Origin of the sequence: Shinella yambaruensis (assembly GCF_050859155.1) — a bacterium.
In the GTDB taxonomy this organism is placed as follows: domain Bacteria; phylum Pseudomonadota; class Alphaproteobacteria; order Rhizobiales; family Rhizobiaceae; genus Shinella; species Shinella yambaruensis.
In genome coordinates this window covers 192738-208510 of sequence record NZ_CP150640.1, presented here as the reverse complement: position 1 = coordinate 208510, position 15773 = coordinate 192738, and the positions used below count along the sequence as shown (strand labels likewise).

15 protein-coding genes are annotated in these 15773 nt (G+C 66.1%); 11 read left to right on the top strand and 4 right to left on the bottom strand.

The genetic code is table 11. From position 1 onward, the window contains the following. The first annotated feature begins 60 nt into the window (after positions 1-60). The 11 genes from WMC41_RS26840 to WMC41_RS26790 all read left to right on the top strand — a co-directional run bounded on the left by WMC41_RS26840 (position 61) and on the right by WMC41_RS26790 (position 10760). Positions 61-996, top strand: a complete 936-nt coding sequence (locus tag WMC41_RS26840; RefSeq protein WP_432349633.1) for a GlxA family transcriptional regulator — start codon at positions 61-63, stop codon at positions 994-996. Between the two features lie 91 nt (positions 997-1087). After that, entirely contained in the window at positions 1088-2392 is a 1305-nt protein-coding gene (locus tag WMC41_RS26835; protein ID WP_272808209.1) for a M24 family metallopeptidase, read from the top strand. Further along, complete coding sequence (locus WMC41_RS26830) at positions 2392-3072, top strand: isochorismatase family protein (RefSeq protein ID WP_432349625.1); 681 nt, start codon at positions 2392-2394, stop codon at positions 3070-3072. The genes WMC41_RS26835 and WMC41_RS26830 overlap by 1 nt, the downstream gene beginning before the upstream one ends. Positions 3073-3096: 24 nt before the next feature. Further along, a complete protein-coding gene (locus WMC41_RS26825; RefSeq protein WP_244770606.1) occupies positions 3097-3759 on the top strand; it encodes an ABC transporter permease in 663 nt (220 codons plus the stop codon). Then, positions 3756-4871 (top strand): ABC transporter ATP-binding protein, encoded by a 1116-nt coding sequence (locus WMC41_RS26820; protein WP_432349624.1) that lies wholly within the window; start codon positions 3756-3758, stop codon positions 4869-4871. The genes WMC41_RS26825 and WMC41_RS26820 overlap by 4 nt, the downstream gene beginning before the upstream one ends. After that, positions 4868-5626, top strand: coding sequence for an ABC transporter permease (locus WMC41_RS26815; protein ID WP_432349623.1), 759 nt, complete (start codon positions 4868-4870; stop codon positions 5624-5626). Before WMC41_RS26820 ends, WMC41_RS26815 begins: the two co-directional genes overlap by 4 nt. A gap of 23 nt (positions 5627-5649) precedes the next feature. Continuing rightward, positions 5650-6540 carry a glycine betaine ABC transporter substrate-binding protein gene (locus WMC41_RS26810; protein ID WP_432349622.1) on the top strand — a complete coding sequence of 297 codons (891 nt, stop codon included), beginning with the start codon at positions 5650-5652 and terminating at the stop codon, positions 6538-6540. 139 nt (positions 6541-6679) lie between these two features. Further along, a complete protein-coding gene (locus WMC41_RS26805) occupies positions 6680-7804 on the top strand; it encodes a mandelate racemase/muconate lactonizing enzyme family protein (RefSeq protein ID WP_432349621.1) in 1125 nt (374 codons plus the stop codon). Further along, complete coding sequence (locus WMC41_RS26800) at positions 7801-8808, top strand: Ldh family oxidoreductase (protein WP_432349620.1); 1008 nt, start codon at positions 7801-7803, stop codon at positions 8806-8808. Before WMC41_RS26805 ends, WMC41_RS26800 begins: the two co-directional genes overlap by 4 nt. Positions 8809-8836: 28 nt before the next feature. Further along, positions 8837-9736 carry a glycine betaine ABC transporter substrate-binding protein gene (locus WMC41_RS26795; protein WP_432349619.1) on the top strand — a complete coding sequence of 300 codons (900 nt, stop codon included), beginning with the start codon at positions 8837-8839 and terminating at the stop codon, positions 9734-9736. 88 nt (positions 9737-9824) lie between these two features. Further along, complete coding sequence (locus tag WMC41_RS26790) at positions 9825-10760, top strand: alpha/beta hydrolase (RefSeq protein WP_432349618.1); 936 nt, start codon at positions 9825-9827, stop codon at positions 10758-10760. On the opposite strand, the gene WMC41_RS26785 is transcribed toward WMC41_RS26790, so the two are convergent. The 4 genes from WMC41_RS26785 to WMC41_RS26770 are packed head-to-tail and all read right to left on the bottom strand — an operon-like array spanning position 10757 to position 15769. Beyond that, positions 10757-11284 (bottom strand): sarcosine oxidase subunit gamma family protein, encoded by a 528-nt coding sequence (locus WMC41_RS26785; protein WP_432349617.1) that lies wholly within the window; start codon positions 11282-11284, stop codon positions 10757-10759. The two genes, WMC41_RS26790 and WMC41_RS26785, sit on opposite strands and share 4 nt — an antisense overlap. After that, positions 11277-14240, bottom strand: coding sequence for a sarcosine oxidase subunit alpha family protein (locus WMC41_RS26780; protein ID WP_432349616.1), 2964 nt, complete (start codon positions 14238-14240; stop codon positions 11277-11279). The genes WMC41_RS26785 and WMC41_RS26780 overlap by 8 nt, the downstream gene beginning before the upstream one ends. Continuing rightward, entirely contained in the window at positions 14237-14506 is a 270-nt protein-coding gene (locus WMC41_RS26775) for a sarcosine oxidase subunit delta (protein WP_244770596.1), read from the bottom strand. The genes WMC41_RS26780 and WMC41_RS26775 overlap by 4 nt, the downstream gene beginning before the upstream one ends. 12 nt (positions 14507-14518) lie before the next feature. Further along, positions 14519-15769, bottom strand: a complete 1251-nt coding sequence (locus WMC41_RS26770; RefSeq protein ID WP_432349615.1) for a sarcosine oxidase subunit beta family protein — start codon at positions 15767-15769, stop codon at positions 14519-14521. Between the last annotated feature and the right edge of the window lie 4 nt (positions 15770-15773).

The following is a 15773-nucleotide window of genomic DNA, read 5'->3' as shown; positions in this document are numbered from 1 at the left end:
CCGGTGAAAGGGTCCGAACCGATCCGCTTTGCGGTTCTGATATTTCCGAACTTCCCGCTGATGGCCTTCAGCTCCATCATCGAGCCCCTGCGTGCGGCGAACACGCTCTCCGGCAGGCAGTGCTATTCCTGGATCACCGTTGCGGCCGGTGAAAGGATCAAGGCGTCGAACGGGATCGGCATCGAGCCGGACTTCCATGTCCGCCGCGCGCCGGAGGTCGACCGGATCGTCGTGTGTTCCGGCGGCGATGCCGAGCATCTCGTCGCCGACGAGGAGATGGCGTGGATCCGCAAGAACCTCCGCGCCGGGGCCGAGCTTGGCGCGATCGCCGACGCAGCCTTCTTCCTCGCGCGCAAGGGGCTGCTCGACGGTCATGCCTGCACGCTGCACTGGACCAGCCAGCCTGCGTTCCAGGAGGCTTTCCCGCATCTCGACATGCGCTCCGACCTCTTCGTCATCGACCGCCGCCGCTTCACGTCCGTCGGCGGGATCGGCAGTCTCGACATGATGCTGGAGATGATCCGGCGCGACTATGGCGAAGACCTCGCCGATGGCGTCGCCGGCTGGTACATGCACAGTCCGTTGCGGCCCGACGCCGACCGGCGGCTGCTGACATTGCGCATCCGCAGCGGCATTCGCGACGACCTCGTGCTCTCCGCCGTGGCGATGATGGAGGACGCCATCGAGGACGTGCTGCGGATCGAGGATCTGGCGCGCCGCCTCAATGTCTCGTCCGACAAGCTTGAGCGCTCCTTCAAGGCCGAGCTCGGAACGGCGCCCAATGCCTATTACCGCAATCTAAGGCTCGGTCGGGCCGCAGACATGCTGACGCATTCCAGCCTGCCGGTGAATGAGGTCGCCGTCGCCTGCGGTTTCGGCAATGCGGCCGCCTTCTCCCGGGCCTTCAAGCAGCGGTTTGGCTATGTGCCGCACAGCGTGCGCCGCCGCGTCTCGCGGGCGGGTGAGGCGCCGCGTGCAATCGCGGGACTGAAATAATGGGCGGGTGCGGATTTCGGCATAGAATCTGCGGAATTCGCGCAATTGCGTGCTCTGGTCCTTCTCCATTCTCTTGGAAAAGGAGAGCCCCATGAGCATTGTTGTATTCGATCCCGACAGCGTGGAAGACGTGGATTTCAAGGACCGCATGCGCCATCCGGCGGCAGCCGATCCGGCCGGCGGCATGTGGCTTTCCGACACGGAGCCGTCGTTCATCGACGCGGATGCGCTGCGCAAGGGGCGGCTGAGGAAGCTTCGCGACTGGATGCGCGCGGCCGGTTACGGCGCCGTGGTGCTTTTCGATCCCTACAACCAGCGCTACGCGACGGGATCGCGCAACATGTTCGGATATTTCCTGCGCAACTCGACGCGTTATTTCTTCATTCCCACGGAAGGTCCGATCGTCCTTTTCGAATACCCGCAGAGCTATCATGTCTCGATGGTGCTCGACACGATCGACGAGGCCCGCCCGTCCAAGCTCGTCTGGTCCTCGGTTTCCGGCAAGGACGACGAGACCGCCGGGCCGTTCGCCGACGAAATCACGGAGCTGCTCAAGCAGCACGGCGGCGGCTCGATGAAGCTCGGCATGGACCGCTGCAGCCACCTTCAGGCGCTCGCGCTCGAAAAGCGCGGCTGCGAGGTCAGGGACTGCCAGGGCGAGATCCTTGCCGTCAGGGCCGTCAAGACGCCGGAGGAGGTCAAGTGCCTTCAGGTCTCGATGGCCGGTGCCGAAGCGGCGGTTGCCGCCGTTCGCGAGGCGATCAAGCCGGGCGTTTCGGAGAACGAGCTTTTCGCGATCATGTATCAGGAGGTCATCCGGCAGGGTGGCGAGTTCATCGAGACGCGCCTTCTCAGTTCCGGACAGCGCACCAATCCCTGGTTCAACGAGGCGAGCGGGCGCAAGATCCGACCCGGCGAGCTGGTCGCCCTCGATACCGATACGATCGGCTGCTACGGCTACTATTCCGATTTCTCGCGCACCTTCCGCTGTGGCCCCGGCAAGCCGACGCCCTACCAGAAATCGCTCTACCGGATGGCATACGAACAGGTTCAGCACAATATCGCTATCGTCAAGCCGGGCATGGCCTTCCGCGAGATCGCCGAAAAGGCATGGAAGATACCCGACCGCTTCGTCGACCAGCGTTACACGTCGGTGATGCACGGCGTCGGCATGCACGGCGAGACGCCGTTCATCGCCCATGCGATCGACTACGAGACCTATGGCCGCGACGGCCATCTCGTGCCCGGCATGGTCGTCTCCGTCGAGAGCTATATTGGCGAAAAGGGCGGCCGCGAGGGCGTGAAGCTCGAAGACGAGATCCTGATCACGGAAACCGGCACGGAGCTGCTGTCGCGCTTTCCCTATGAGGATGAATTCCTGAGCGGGGAGATTTGATGAGGAAGCCGTTGCGGATCGAACATGCGAAGGTTGCGGGTCTCTTCATCGACCTCCAGGAGGAGCATCGCCATGACGAGCGCTATCTCGTGGAAGGATACGACACCGTCCTTCGCAATGCCGCCCGCCTCCAGGCGGTGGCGCGGCGCAACGGCATTCCCGTCTTCCACTGCGCCTACATCGTCGATCTCGCCGACCACGCCCGCCCGTTCCATCCGGCGGGACCGGACGGGCGTTCCGCGTTCAGCGACAAGGACGATCCGCTGACGGCGATCTGTCCCGAGGTCGCTCCGCGGGCGTCGGAGCGGCTGCTCGTCAAGAACGAGGCGAGCGCCTTCGGCAAAAGCCCGCTCATCGCGGAACTGCGCGAGCGCGGCGTGGAATGGCTGGTGGTCGCCGGCGTGTGGACCGAGGCCTGCGTCGACGCGACGGTCAAGGACGCGATCAATCTCGGCCTGCATGTCCTGCTCGTCAAGGACGCCTGCGGCAGCGGCGGCCTTGCGATGCACCAGACGGGCATCCTCAACCTTGCGAACCGCCTCTATGGCGGCGCGGTCGTCGATACGCAGGCCGCCTGCGCCCTCATGGACGGCGATATGGTCGAGGCATGGCAGATCGAGGGATCCGTGCCCCTGCGCTTCACGTTTGAGAATGCCGCCGAAATCTACGGGCAACTCTAGTCAAGGAAAGGCAGGCCGCAGCGAATGGAGATCGTCCGGTTCATCATCGACAATCTGGACATCATCGGCGCGCGCGCGATCGAGCATATCTCGATCGTCTTCCTGGCCGTCGGCATTGCGGTCGCCACGGCGGTGCCGATCGGCATTGCCATCACGCAGTCGAAGAGCACGGCCGATACCGTTCTCTATCTTGCGTCGATGATGATCACCGTTCCCTCGATCGCCCTGTTCGGCCTGATGATCCCGCTCCTGTCGCCGATCGGGCACGGCATCGGCTATGTGCCCGCCGTCGTGGCCGTCGTGCTCTATTCCCAGCTTCCCATCATCCGCAACACCTACACCGCCATCACCAATGTCGATCCGGCGCTGCGCGAGGCGGCCAAGGGCATGGGAATGAGCACCTGGCAACGTCTGCGGCAGGTCGAGATCCCGCTCGCCATTCCGGTCATCATGGCGGGCGTGCGCACCGCCGTCGTCATGAACATCGGCGTGACGGCGATTGCGGCCTATATCGGAGCGGGCGGACTCGGCACCTTCATCTCGCGGGGCATCAGCCAGTCCGATCCCCGCCAGCTGGTGACGGGCGCGCTTGCGGTCTCGCTGCTGGCAATCGCCGCCGACCTTTTCCTGGCGCTCGTGCAGCGCCTCCTCACGTCACGCGGCATCCAGGGGGACGTCACGCAATGATCCGGCTCGAGAACCTGACGAAGCACTTCGGCCCCGCGCACAATCCCTTCGTGGCGGTCGACAATGTCAACCTCGACCTTCCCACCGGCGAGATCTGCGTGCTGCTCGGTCCGTCGGGTTGCGGCAAGACGACGACGATGAAGATGATCAACCGGCTTATCCAGCCGACCAGCGGCAAGGTCTTCATCGACGGCAAGGACACCGGCACCGTCGATGCGATCGAGCTTCGGCGCTCCATCGGCTATGTGATCCAGCAGATCGGCCTGTTTCCGAACAAGACGATCGAGGAGAACATCTGTGTCGTGCCCGATCTTCTCGGCTGGGACCGCCGGAAGTCGCGCATGCGCGCCAAGGAGCTCCTGGAGCTCGTGGGCCTTCAGCCCGACCTCTTTCTCAAGCGCTATCCGAAGGAGCTGTCGGGCGGCCAGCAGCAGCGCGTCGGCGTCCTGCGCGCGCTCGCGGCGGACCCGCCGGTCATGCTGATGGACGAGCCGTTCGGCGCAATCGATCCCATAAACCGCGAGGTCATCCAGGAAGAATTCCTGAAGATGCAGAAGACGATCCGCAAGACGATCATCTTCGTCTCGCACGACCTCGACGAGGCGGTGAAGATGGCGGACAGGATCGCGATCTTCCGTGGCGGAAAACTCGAACAGTATGCAACGCCCGACGACCTGCTCGCCCGTCCCGCCAACAGCTTCATCGAGGATTTCCTCGGCTCTGACCGGGCGCTCAAGCGCCTCAGGCTGATCCCGGTGCGGAATGCCATGCAGACCGATTTCATAACGGTCCAGAGCTCGGATTCGGTCGAGAGCGCCCTGGAGCGCATGCGGTCGTCGGGCAGCGCCGCCGCCTTTGTGCTCGACGCGGAGGGCGTGCCACAATCCCTTCTGAGCGCACAGGTCGCGGGCGCGCGCTCCGGTGCCGTTGCCGACCACGCGGAACCCGTAAAGGGCGCTGTGCCGGTCAGCGGCGATCTGCGGCATGCGGTGTCGCTGATGTTCGCCCACGACATGCCCCTGCTGCCCTGCGTCGACGAGGGCGGCAGGCTGGCCGGCGTGATGAGCTATCGTTCCATCGTGCACAATCTCGGCCACGGGGAGACCGCATGAGCGCTCCCGCCATCCTGACCACGCCGCCACAGGAACGCCGCCGCCCCGCGCTCGCCCCGGTGCTCGTGCTGGTCGTGCTGGCGGGCGCGGTCGCCTGGCTGTGGTCGAGCGGCATGGCAGAGGAGATCCTCACCTATTCCGACGATATCTCCTACCTTGCCGTACAGCACCTGGAGCTCGTCGCCTGGGCCGGTGGACTTGCCATCCTCACGGCCGTGCCTGTGGGCATCGTGCTCTCCCGGCCTGCCTTCCGCGCCATTTCCGAGGCGGCGATGCAGATCTTCAACATCGGCAGCACCGTGCCGACGCTGGCGATCCTTGCGCTTTCCATGACGCTGCTCGGCATCGGCACGGTGCCCGCGGTGTTCGGCCTGTGGGCAGCCACCCTTCTTCCGATCGTGCGCAACACCTATGCCGGCCTGCGCGCGGTGCCGCCCCACCTCGTGGAGGCGGCGACCGGCATGGGCATGACGCCGCGGCAGGTCCTGTGGCGTGTCGAGCTTCCAAACGCCCTCTTCGTCATCTTCGGCGGCATCCGCACGGCGCTCGCGATCTGCGTCGGCTCGGCGCCGCTGGTCTTTCTGATCGGCGCGGGCGGGCTTGGCGAACTGATCTTCACCGGGATCGCGCTGGACGAACTCCCGATGATGATGGCCGGGGCCATTCCCACGGCACTGATTGCGGTCCTGGTCGACTTCGTTTTCGGCCAGATCCAGTACCACCTCGTTCCACGAGGGATAAATCCGTTGCGATAACAAGAAAAGAGAGAGGAACTGAAATGACTTTCGTACCGAAACTTGCCAAGACCCTTTTGTCGGCGGCGGCCATCGCTCTTGCCGCGACGTCCGCCTTCGCTGCGACGATCACCGTCGGCGGGAAGAACTTCACCGAACAGCTGATCATCGCCGAAATCACCAAGCAGCTCCTCGGGAGCAAGGGCTACACCGTCGACAAGAAGGACGGCATGGGCACCAAGATCGTCCGTGCCGCGCTGGAGAACGGCGAGGTGGACCTCTACTGGGAATATACGGGCACGTCGCTCATCACCTTCAACAAGGTGACGGAGCGGCTTTCGCCGGAGGAGACCTACAACCGCGTCAAGCAGCTGGATGGCGAAAAGGGCCTCGTCTGGCTGGCGCCGTCCACGGCCAACAACACCTATGCCTATGTCGTCAAGCCGGGCAATGCCAAGACGGAAGGCCTGGAGACGATCTCCGACCTTGCCAAGGCCTATAACGACGGCAAGCCGATCCTCATGGGCACGACCGCCGAGTTTCCGAAGCGTCCGGACGGCCTGATCGGCCTGCAGGAAGTCTACGGGTTCGAGGCGGGCCGCGCCAATGTCCGGCCGATGGATCTCGGCCTCGCCTACAACGCGCTCACCAACGGCGATCTCGACACGATCGCCGCACAGGCGACCGACGGCCAGATCGCCGCCCTCGGCCTGAAGGTGCTGAAGGACGACAAGGGCTTCTTCCCGAACTATGCACTGACCCCCGTCGTGCGCAAGGAGGTGCTCGACGAGCATCCCGATCTCAAGGACGCGCTCGAAGCGATCTCGACGAAGCTCGACGACGCCACGATGCAGCGTTTGAACAGCGAGGTCGACGTCGAGAAGAAGACCATCGAGACCGTTGCCGCCGACTACCTGAAGTCGCTCGGCATGTAAGCTGGCGCTTTTCGCGTCTCATCACCAGTCTCGCCCGCCTGCAGGTCCAGCAGGCGGGAGGGGAGGAGGCGTGCCGGAAGCCGGCCGCCGCATGCAGGAAGCCGGGCAATGCCGGCCGTCGTTTCGAGGAATCCCGGGAATGGTCAAGATATCAAGCATCCGCATCCGTCCGCTGGTCCTGCCTTTGAAGCAGCCCTATCACTGGTCCTACGGCATTCGGGAATCCTTTGCCGTCAATCTCATCGAGATCGAGGCGGATGACGGCACCGTCGGTATCGGCGAGTGCACGGTCGCACCGGACCAGACCGGCACGGCGGCCATCCTCCAGCGCCTCGCCGGCCATCTCGTCGGCCATTCGCCGCATGATGTGGCCCCGCTCATCGCGCGCATCTTCCACCGGGAATATCTCGGGCACGGCGCGAACATCATGCGGGCCGCCAACCAGATGTTCTCCGGCATCGACATGGCCATGTGGGACCTCCAGGGCAAGCTTGCCGGCCTTCCCGTCCACCAGCTGCTCGGCGGCGCGCACCGTAAGGCGGTCGGCTACTTCTATTTCCTCCAGGGCGAGACGGCCGAGGAGCTTGCGCGCGACGCCGCTGCCGGCCACGCCAATGGCGAGCGGGTCTTCTATCTCAAGGTCGGCCGCGGCGAGAAGCTGGACCTGGAAATCACCGCCGCGGTCCGCCGCGAGATCGGCGATGCCCGCCTGCGCCTCGACGCGAACGAGGGCTGGAGCGTGCACGACGCGATCAACATGTGCCGCAAGCTGGAGAAATACGACATCGAGTTCATCGAGCAGCCTACCGTGAGCTGGAGCATTCCCGCCATGGCGCATGTGCGCGAGAAGGTCGGCATTCCGATCGTGGCGGACCAGGCCGCCTTCACGCTCTACGACGTCTACGAGATCTGCCGCCAGCGGGCCGCCGACATGATCTGCATCGGCCCACGCGAGATCGGCGGCATACAGCCGATGATGAAGGCGGCGGCCGTGGCGGAATCCGCCGGGCTGAAGATCTGCATCCATTCGTCCTTCACTACGGGCATCACCACCTGCGCCGAACATCACACCGGGCTTGCCATCCCCAATCTCGACGACGGCAACCAGATCATGTGGCAGCTCGTCGAGAAGGATATCGTGTCCTCCCCGGGCCTTGCCCCGAGGAACGGCTGGCTCGATGCCTTCAAGATGTCGGGGCTGGGTTTCACCCTCGCCGACGACCTCGTCGCCGCGGGCGAAAGACGCTACGCGGCCAGCCGATGAGCACGGTCGAGACGACCCGTGAAACGATCGAGGCGGTCTGCCTCGCCGCGCTGGAGAAGCATGGCGCGAGCATCGACAACGCGCGCCCCGTGGCGCAGGCGATCGCCAGGGCGGAGGCCGGCGGAAACCATGTCTGCGGCCTCTACTACCTGCCGATCTTCTGCCGGCATCTGACGATCGGCAAGGTCGACGGAAAGGCCGTTCCCGATGTGTCGCCACGCGGCGCCACGGTGACGGTCGACGCGCGCTGCGGCTTCGCGCATCCCGCCATCGCGGCCGGTACGCCGGCCCTGGTCGACGCGGCCCGCCGGTCCGGCATCGGGGCGATGGCGGTGCGCAACTCCTATAATTGTCTCGCGCTTGCCCATCACGTCGTCCCGCTCGCGGAAAACGGCCTGATCGGTCTTTGCCTGTCGAATGCGCCGGCCTCCGTCGCGCCGCCCGGTGCGACGCGGGTACTCTTCGGAACGAACCCGCTCGCCTTCGCCGTGCCTTCGGCGGAAGCTCCCCCCATTGTCGTCGACCAGAGCATGAGCGCCGTCACCAAGACGGAGATGATCCTCCGCCGCAATCGCGGCGAGGCTATCCCGGCGGGCTGGGCACAGGACAGGCATGGACGGCCGACGACCGATGCGGCCACCGGCCTGGAAGGTTCGCTCCTGCCGGCCGGCGGCCGCAAGGGCGCCAATATCGCCCTCCTTGTCGAAATCCTGGCCGCCGCGCTGACCGGTTCGGTCCTCAGCACGGAGGCGAGCGCCTTCGGCAACGATGAGGGCGGCCCGCCGTGCGTCGGGCAGTTCCTGATTGCGATCGATCCCGACCATTTCTCCGCCGGCCACTTCCCCGAGGCCATCGGCCGGCTGGCCGCGGCCCACGAGGCCGCAGGGGCAAGGCTTCCCGGGCGATCCGGGAGAAGCCAGCCTGTCCGCGTCGACACCGATCTGTGGGAGACGGCGGTGCGGCTTTCTGCATCGAACGACGCGGCAGACCCTCAAGTGAGTTGAACAACGACAGAACGAAGGGAACGACATGATGCGCATCATCGATAACCTGAAGACTACCATTCAGGCCGCACTGGTCGCCGGCCTTGCCATGACCGCCGCCGGCGCGGCAGCGGCGCAGGACATCAAGGTCGGCGGCAAGGATTTCACGGAGCAGTTCCTGCTTGCCGAAATGACGACGCAGCTCCTGCAGAAGAACGGCTTCACGGTGAGCAAGCGGGACGGAATGGGCACCAACATCGTCCGCGCCGCCTTGGAGAACGGCGAGATCGACGTCTACTGGGAATATACCGGCACGGCGCTCGTCAACTTCAACAAGATCACCGATCGCCTGACACCGGACGAAACCTACAGGATCGTCAAGGAAAAGGATGCCGAGCGCGGCATTACCTGGCTTTCGCCGTCACGCGCCAACAACACCTATGCGCTTGCGATCCGCAAGGACAATCCGAAGACCGACGGAATGGCGAGCCTGTCGGACCTGGCTGCCGCCTACAATGCCGGCAAGGATCCGGTGATGGCAACGACTGCGGAGTTTCCCAAGCGGCAGGACGGGTTGCTCGGCCTCCAGGAAACCTACGGCTTCGAGGCGGGCCGGAGGAATATCCGGCCGATGGAAATCGGGTTGGTCTTTCCCGCCCTTCAGAACGGGGACGTCGATCTTGCGGTTGTTGCCGCGACGGATGGCCGGATCGCCGCCATGGACCTCGTCCTGCTCGACGACGACCGGCATTTCTTCCCGGACTATGCGCTCGTGCCGACGATCCGGAGCGATGTCCTGGAGGCCAATCCCAGGCTTGGCGAACTCCTCGATCAGCTTTCCGCCAAACTGGACGACGCGACCATGCAGCAGTTGAACGGCGAGATCGACGTGCGGAAGAAGTCGATCGAAGAGGTGGCAGCCGCATTCCTGGCGTCGAACGGCCTCTAGCTCCCCTGTCGGCCCCCTGTCCGGCTCGCTTGCCGCGCTGGCGTTCCAAGGTCAGCGCGGCTCTTTCCCGTCTATGCCGAGACCCGAGATGGATTATCGACTCGATCCCGACCTGCAGGCCTATGTGGACACGGTCAACACGTTCTATCCGCCGGATGCGCTCGCCTTGCCGGTCGGCGAAAACCGCAGGATCTATGACCGCATGTGCCGTGCCCTGCGCCAGCCGCATCCCGACGGCGTGAGCCGCACGGATCGTCGAGCCGAGGATTGCGGGCACAGCGTCGCTGTCCGGGAGTACCGGACCGGTGCGGATTATCGGCCGGATCGGCCGGTCGTTCTCTACTTCCATGGCGGCGGGTTCATTCTGGGCGGCCTCGAAAGCCACGACGATGTTTGCGCCGAACTCTGTGCAAGGACCGGCCTGTCCGTCGTCTCGGTCGACTATCGGCTGGCGCCCGAACACCGTCATCCGGCGCCGTTCGAGGATGCCGTGTGCGCCTTCCGGTGGGCCGGCCGGCACTTCGCCGCGCCTCTTCTCGTCATGGGGGAATCCGCCGGGGGCAATATCGCGGCTTGCCTCTGCCACGCCATGAAGGGCGCAAGGCGGCCGGCGGTCGGCCAGCTTCTGATCTATCCGGCGATGTCCGCAGCCTGGATCGGCGAGAGCCATGAGCGGCATGCGCATGCCCCCTTGCTCTCCCATGACGATGTCAGGGCCTATGATGCGGCGCGGGCGGGCGGCGCGCCGCCCTATGACGACACGCGCTTCAGCCCGCTCGCAGCCGGTGATTTTTCCGGCCTGCCCCCGACGGTCGTCTTCATCGCGGAATACGATCCGCTGGCCTGCGAGGGAGAAGCCTATTGCCGGGCGATCGGCGCGGCTGGCGGTACGGCATTGCTGCTGGCTGGCGCAGCCCTTCCGCACGGCTATGTGCGTGCCCGCGGTCTTTCCCTGCGGGCCAGGCGCGCTTTCGACGGGATCGTCCGCGAAACGACGAGGCTCGCCGCCGGATCCGCAGGCTAGAGGAATTCCGCGCACATAAGCGCGAGGTCGTCCCACAGCGCTTCGGCGAATCCACGCAGGACGGTGATCTCGAAGGCCTCCGCATCGAGGCGCGTGAGGTGGACCGAGACATGGCCGACAAGGGTCGCGGCCGTATGCCCCGGCGCAAAGGCGGACGGATGAAGGTCGACGGCCGTGCCCTTGGACAGCACCGCCGCGGCCATCGGCCCTTCCAGATGCAGGCGCACCCGGCCATGGCTCTGATCGATGCCGCTGGCATGCGGCTCCAGTGCCGCGAGCAGGCGGCATGCCTGCGAATAGGGGGTCGGCCGGTCACCGACGAGCAGCCACTGGCCGGGCGAGATCGCCCGCAGCGCAAGCCCGGTCTCGGCGGCAAGCTGTTCGAGGCCATCCACCGGGCCAGGCGTTTGCAGTCCCGCGATCATTTGCAGGATCGTGCCTTCGGGAAGCGCCGACAGGCGGATGCGCGACGAGGCGAGAGGCTTGCGGGCGGCAAGCGCCGGGAAGGGGCGAAGGTCAGGCATGGAGCTTCTCGTTGGCCGGATCGAAGAACACAGGAACGCAGAGGCGTGCGGCGGTGAATTCGCCGCGCAGCCCGTTCCACACGGTGACTTCCTCGCCATGGCGCTCGTCGCCGTGCCTGACCAGCGCCAGCCCGATGGTCGAGCCGATATGCGGCGAGAAGGCGCTGGAGGTAACGTAGCCTTGGTCGTTCTCCAGGGTTGGAGCCGCGCCCTTCGCCAGGATATGCGCGCCGCTGCGGAAAGACTGGTCGGGATCGAGCGGCACGACGCCGACGAGGCGCGGCCGGTCGGGGGCGTTGAGGCCTTCGCGTTGCAGCATGGCCTTGCCGATGAAGTCCGGCTTGCTTGCCGACACCATCTTGCCGAAGCCGAGGTCGCCCGGGGTCACGGTTCCATTGATCTCGTTGTGGGTGACATGGCCTTTCTCGATGCGCAGAACGCTCAAGGCTTCCACGCCGTAGGGCATCAGTCCGTCGGCCTGCCCGGCCTCCGTCAGCGCCTCGGCGACGCGGTCGCCATAGGCCGCGGGCACGGCAAGCTCGTAGGCGCGCTCGCCGGAGAAGGAGATGCGGAAGAGCCGGCCGTGCAGCCTGCCGCCGAACAGCGAGACCTCCCGGGCCGCCAGGTAAGGAAAGGCGTCGTTGCCGAGATCCTCGTCGACGATGGCTTGCAGGATCTTTCGCGATTTCGGCCCGGCGATCGCCATCTGCGCCCACTGGTCGGTGACGGAGGCGAGGCGCACGTCGAGCTCCGGCCAGAGCGCCTGCGCGCAGAACTCCAGGTGGTTCATGACCCCCGCCGCATAGGCCGTGGTCGTCGTCATGAAGAAGCGGTTTTCCTCGATCCGGCTTGTCGTGCCGTCGTCGTGGACCATGCCGTCCTCGCGCAGCATCAGCCCGTAGCGGGCCTTGCCGACCGGCAGCTTCAGGAAGGCGTTGCAATAGACCCGGTTGAGGAACTCGGCGGCGTCCGGCCCGCAGATCTCGATCTTGCCGAGCATGGAGACATCGCAAAGCCCGGCATTGTTGCGCACGTTGAGAACCTCGCGGTCGACGCTCTCCCGCCAGCCTTTCTCGCCGGTGCGCGGGAACCAGGCGGAACGGTACCAGAGGCCCGTTTCGACGAAGACCGCGCCATGGCGCTCCGCCCAGCCATGCAGCGGCGAGCGGCGCACCGGCTGGAAGTGCTCTCCGTGATAGGCGCCCGCAAGGGCGCCGAAGGAGACCGGGGTGTAGAATGGACGGAAGGTGGTCGTGCCGACCTCGCCCGGCGAAATGCCGCGCGCTTCGGCCAGCAGGCCGATGGCATTGACGTTGGAGAGTTTTCCCTGGTCGGTCGCCATGCCGCTGGTCGTATAGCGCTTGGCGAGTTCCACATGGCCGTAGCCTTCCTTCACCGCAAGATCGAGATCCCTGTGGTGCACGTCGTTCTGGAAATCGACGAAGGCCTTGCCCCGGACGCCGGGGATCGACCAGAGCACCTTGGCGGGCGCAGCCGGCGCATCGCCCTCGACCGGACCGAAGGGGATGGGGCTTGCGGCAAAGCCGAGCGCGGCGGCGAGGCTGGCGCCTTTGTGCGCGCCGTCCGCAAGGCAGGCGGCAAGGCCGGCGATGCCGGATGCGGCACCGGCGGGAGCGAGGCCATCGAGGCTTGCCGGGGATAGGAATGCCGCCTTCTCGCCGGACCAGACAGGTCTGCCGCCCCGATGGCAGGCCAGGTGGATGACCGGGCTGAAGCCGCCCGACAGGGCGAGCGCGTCCACCGCCAGCCGTTCCGTACGGCCGCCCGTGCGAATGTCGATGGCGGACAGGCTCCTGCCGCCATGAGCGTCGGTGACGACCGCGTTGCGGATGAGGCGCGCCTTTCCGGCATAGTCCGCGCCGCCGCTTTCACGCGGATCGATGATGGCCGTGATATCAAGGCCCTTCGCCTCGAGATCGCGGGCGAGTGCATAGCCGCTGTCATTGGTGGTGAAGATCGCCGTCGCCCTTCCGGGCGCGACGGCATGGCGATTGAGGTAGCTGCGCATGGCGCCGGCCATCATCACGCCGGGAATGTCGTTGCCGCCGAACACCAGCGGCCTTTCTTCCGCGCCGCTGGCGAGGATCGCGCCCTTGGCGACGATGCGCCAGAGGCGTTCGACCGGCACGGACGGCGCCGGTTCGGCGAGATGTTTCTGCACCCGCTCGACCGCGCCGAAGACATTGCCGTCGTACCAGCCGAAGACGGTGGTGCGCGTCAGCAGCGTGACGTTCGGCAGCGCCTCCAGCTCCGCGGCACAGTCCCGCGCGAAGGCCGGCGCCGTCCTGCCGGCGATCGTGGCGGTTTCGGACAGCAGTGCGCCGCCGGCCATCGCCTGCTCGTCGGCGACGATGACGCGCGCGCCGGCCCGGGCGGCCGAAAGTGCCGCGGCAAGCCCCGTCGGCCCGGCGCCGATGACGAGAAGGTCGCAATGCGCCCAGCGCTTTTCATAGCGATCCGGGTCGGCCTGATGCGTCGCCCTCCCGAGACCGGCGGCCTTGCGGATGAGGGGCTCGTAGACCTTCTCCCAGAAGGCGGCGGGCCACATGAAGGTCTTGTAGTAGAAGCCGGCGCCGAGGAAGGGCGAGAGGAGGCCGTTCAGCGCGCCGATATCGAAGTCGAGCGAGGGCCAGCGGTTCTGGCTGCGGGCCGCAAGGCCGGCATAAAGTTCCTGCATGGTGGCGCGGGTATTGGGCTCCGTGCGCCCGCCGCTGCCGATGGTCACGAGCGCGTTCGGCTCGGCGGCGCCGGCCGTCAGGATGCCGCGCGGACGGTGGTATTTAAAGCTGCGGCCGACGAGCCGGCGGCCGTTGGCCAGCAGGGCGGAGGCGAGGCTGTCGCCCTGGAACCCCTGCATCGGCTTGCCGTCGAAGGTGAAGGCGAGCGGCTTGCTGCGATCGATCAGGCCGCCCTGTGGCAGGCGATGGGAGCTCATGCGGCGTGTCCTTGCGCTGCGGCATCGCGGCAGGCGGCGACCTGGTGGGTGATGGTGTCGCGGCTGACGACCAGCCATCGGCGGCAGCCGGCGGTGTGGTGCCAGTATTCCGCATAGGACCCGCGCGGATTGTCGCGCAGATAGACATAGTCGAACCACTCTGCCGGATCGGCGGTTGGCGCGGGGCGTGGCAGCGCCGCACCCTTGATGGTGAATTCCTCTTTCGGTCTTGGCCCGCAATGCGGGCAGGGCACGAGGCTTGCCATGTCAAATCTCCGTCAGTGAAGGTTCGGCTGGGCGCCCTGGCCCTTTTCGTCGATGAGGTGACCCCGTCGGAAACGGTCGAGGCGGAAGGCCGCCGCCGTTTCGTGCGGCACACCGCGCGCCAGGAGATGGGCGAAGCAGAAGCCGGAGGCGGGCGTTGCCTTGAAGCCGCCGTAGCACCAGCCGGCATTGAGGTAGAGATTGTCGATCGGCGTGCGGTCGATGATCGGCGAACCGTCCATCGACATGTCCATGATGCCGCCCCAGGCGCGCAGCACCCTGACGCGCGAGAGCGCCGGGATCATCGCCTTGCCGGCTTCGGCGACATGTTCGACGGTCGCCAGGTTGCCGCGCTGGGCGTAGGAATTGTAGCCGTCGATATCGCCGCCGAAGACGAGGCCGCCCTTGTCGGATTGCGAGACGTAGAAATGTCCCGCGCCGAAGGTGACGACGCCGTCGATGAAGGGCTTCAGCCCCTCCGAGACGAAGGCCTGCAGCACATGGCTTTCGAGCGGTAGCTTGAGATCCGCCATGCGGGCGACCTCGGACGAATTGCCGGCCGCCGCCAGCGCCAGCTTGCCGCAGCCGATGAAGCCGCGGCTCGTCTCGACGCCGGCGACGCGGTCGTTCTCGCGGCGGATGCCGGTGACCTCGCAGCCCTGGATGATGTCGACGCCGTGCCTGTCGGCGCCGCGGGCATAGCCCCAGGCGACCGCGTCGTGGCGCACCGTGCCGCCGCGCCGCTGCAGCAGCCCGCCCTTGATGGGAAAGCGGGCATTGTCGAAATCGAGGAAGGGCACCATGCGGCGCACGTCGTCGCGGTCAAGCAGTTCGGCATCGACGCCGTGCAGGCGCATGGCATTGCCACGCCGCATGTAGGCATCGCGCTGCGCGTCGGAGTGGTAGAGGTTCAGCACGCCGCGCTGCGAGACCATGGCGTTGAAGTTGAAGTCCCGCTCCAGCCCCTCCCAGAGCTTCATCGACAGTTCATAGAACGGGTTGTTGCCCGGCAGCAGGTAGTTGGAGCGGATGATCGTCGTGTTGCGGCCGACATTGCCGGAGCCGATGTAGCTTTTCTCCAGCACCGCCACATTGGCGATGCCGAATTCCTTGGCGAGGTAGTAGGCCGTCGCCAGCCCATGCCCGCCGCCACCGACGATGATCACGTCATAATGCGGTTTCGGCTGCGGCTGGCGCCAGGCCGGTCGCCAGTCGCGGTTGCCGCGAAGTCCGTTCCAGAGGAGGGAGAGGGCTGAGTAGCGCATCGCC

Coding starts and splice junctions, on each gene's coding strand:
- WMC41_RS26770 (WP_432349615.1), bottom strand. CDS start 15,769: ATGCGCTACTCAGCCCTCTCCCTCCTCTGGAACGGACTTCGCGGCAAC.
- WMC41_RS26825 (WP_244770606.1), top strand. CDS start 3,097: ATGGAGATCGTCCGGTTCATCATCGACAATCTGGACATCATCGGCGCG.
- WMC41_RS26800 (WP_432349620.1), top strand. CDS start 7,801: ATGAGCACGGTCGAGACGACCCGTGAAACGATCGAGGCGGTCTGCCTC.
- WMC41_RS26805 (WP_432349621.1), top strand. CDS start 6,680: ATGGTCAAGATATCAAGCATCCGCATCCGTCCGCTGGTCCTGCCTTTG.
- WMC41_RS26810 (WP_432349622.1), top strand. CDS start 5,650: ATGACTTTCGTACCGAAACTTGCCAAGACCCTTTTGTCGGCGGCGGCC.
- WMC41_RS26795 (WP_432349619.1), top strand. CDS start 8,837: ATGCGCATCATCGATAACCTGAAGACTACCATTCAGGCCGCACTGGTC.
- WMC41_RS26815 (WP_432349623.1), top strand. CDS start 4,868: ATGAGCGCTCCCGCCATCCTGACCACGCCGCCACAGGAACGCCGCCGC.
- WMC41_RS26835 (WP_272808209.1), top strand. CDS start 1,088: ATGAGCATTGTTGTATTCGATCCCGACAGCGTGGAAGACGTGGATTTC.
- WMC41_RS26790 (WP_432349618.1), top strand. CDS start 9,825: ATGGATTATCGACTCGATCCCGACCTGCAGGCCTATGTGGACACGGTC.
- WMC41_RS26780 (WP_432349616.1), bottom strand. CDS start 14,240: ATGAGCTCCCATCGCCTGCCACAGGGCGGCCTGATCGATCGCAGCAAG.
- WMC41_RS26775 (WP_244770596.1), bottom strand. CDS start 14,506: ATGGCAAGCCTCGTGCCCTGCCCGCATTGCGGGCCAAGACCGAAAGAG.
- WMC41_RS26820 (WP_432349624.1), top strand. CDS start 3,756: ATGATCCGGCTCGAGAACCTGACGAAGCACTTCGGCCCCGCGCACAAT.
- WMC41_RS26840 (WP_432349633.1), top strand. CDS start 61: ATGGCCTTCAGCTCCATCATCGAGCCCCTGCGTGCGGCGAACACGCTC.
- WMC41_RS26830 (WP_432349625.1), top strand. CDS start 2,392: ATGAGGAAGCCGTTGCGGATCGAACATGCGAAGGTTGCGGGTCTCTTC.
- WMC41_RS26785 (WP_432349617.1), bottom strand. CDS start 11,284: ATGCCTGACCTTCGCCCCTTCCCGGCGCTTGCCGCCCGCAAGCCTCTC.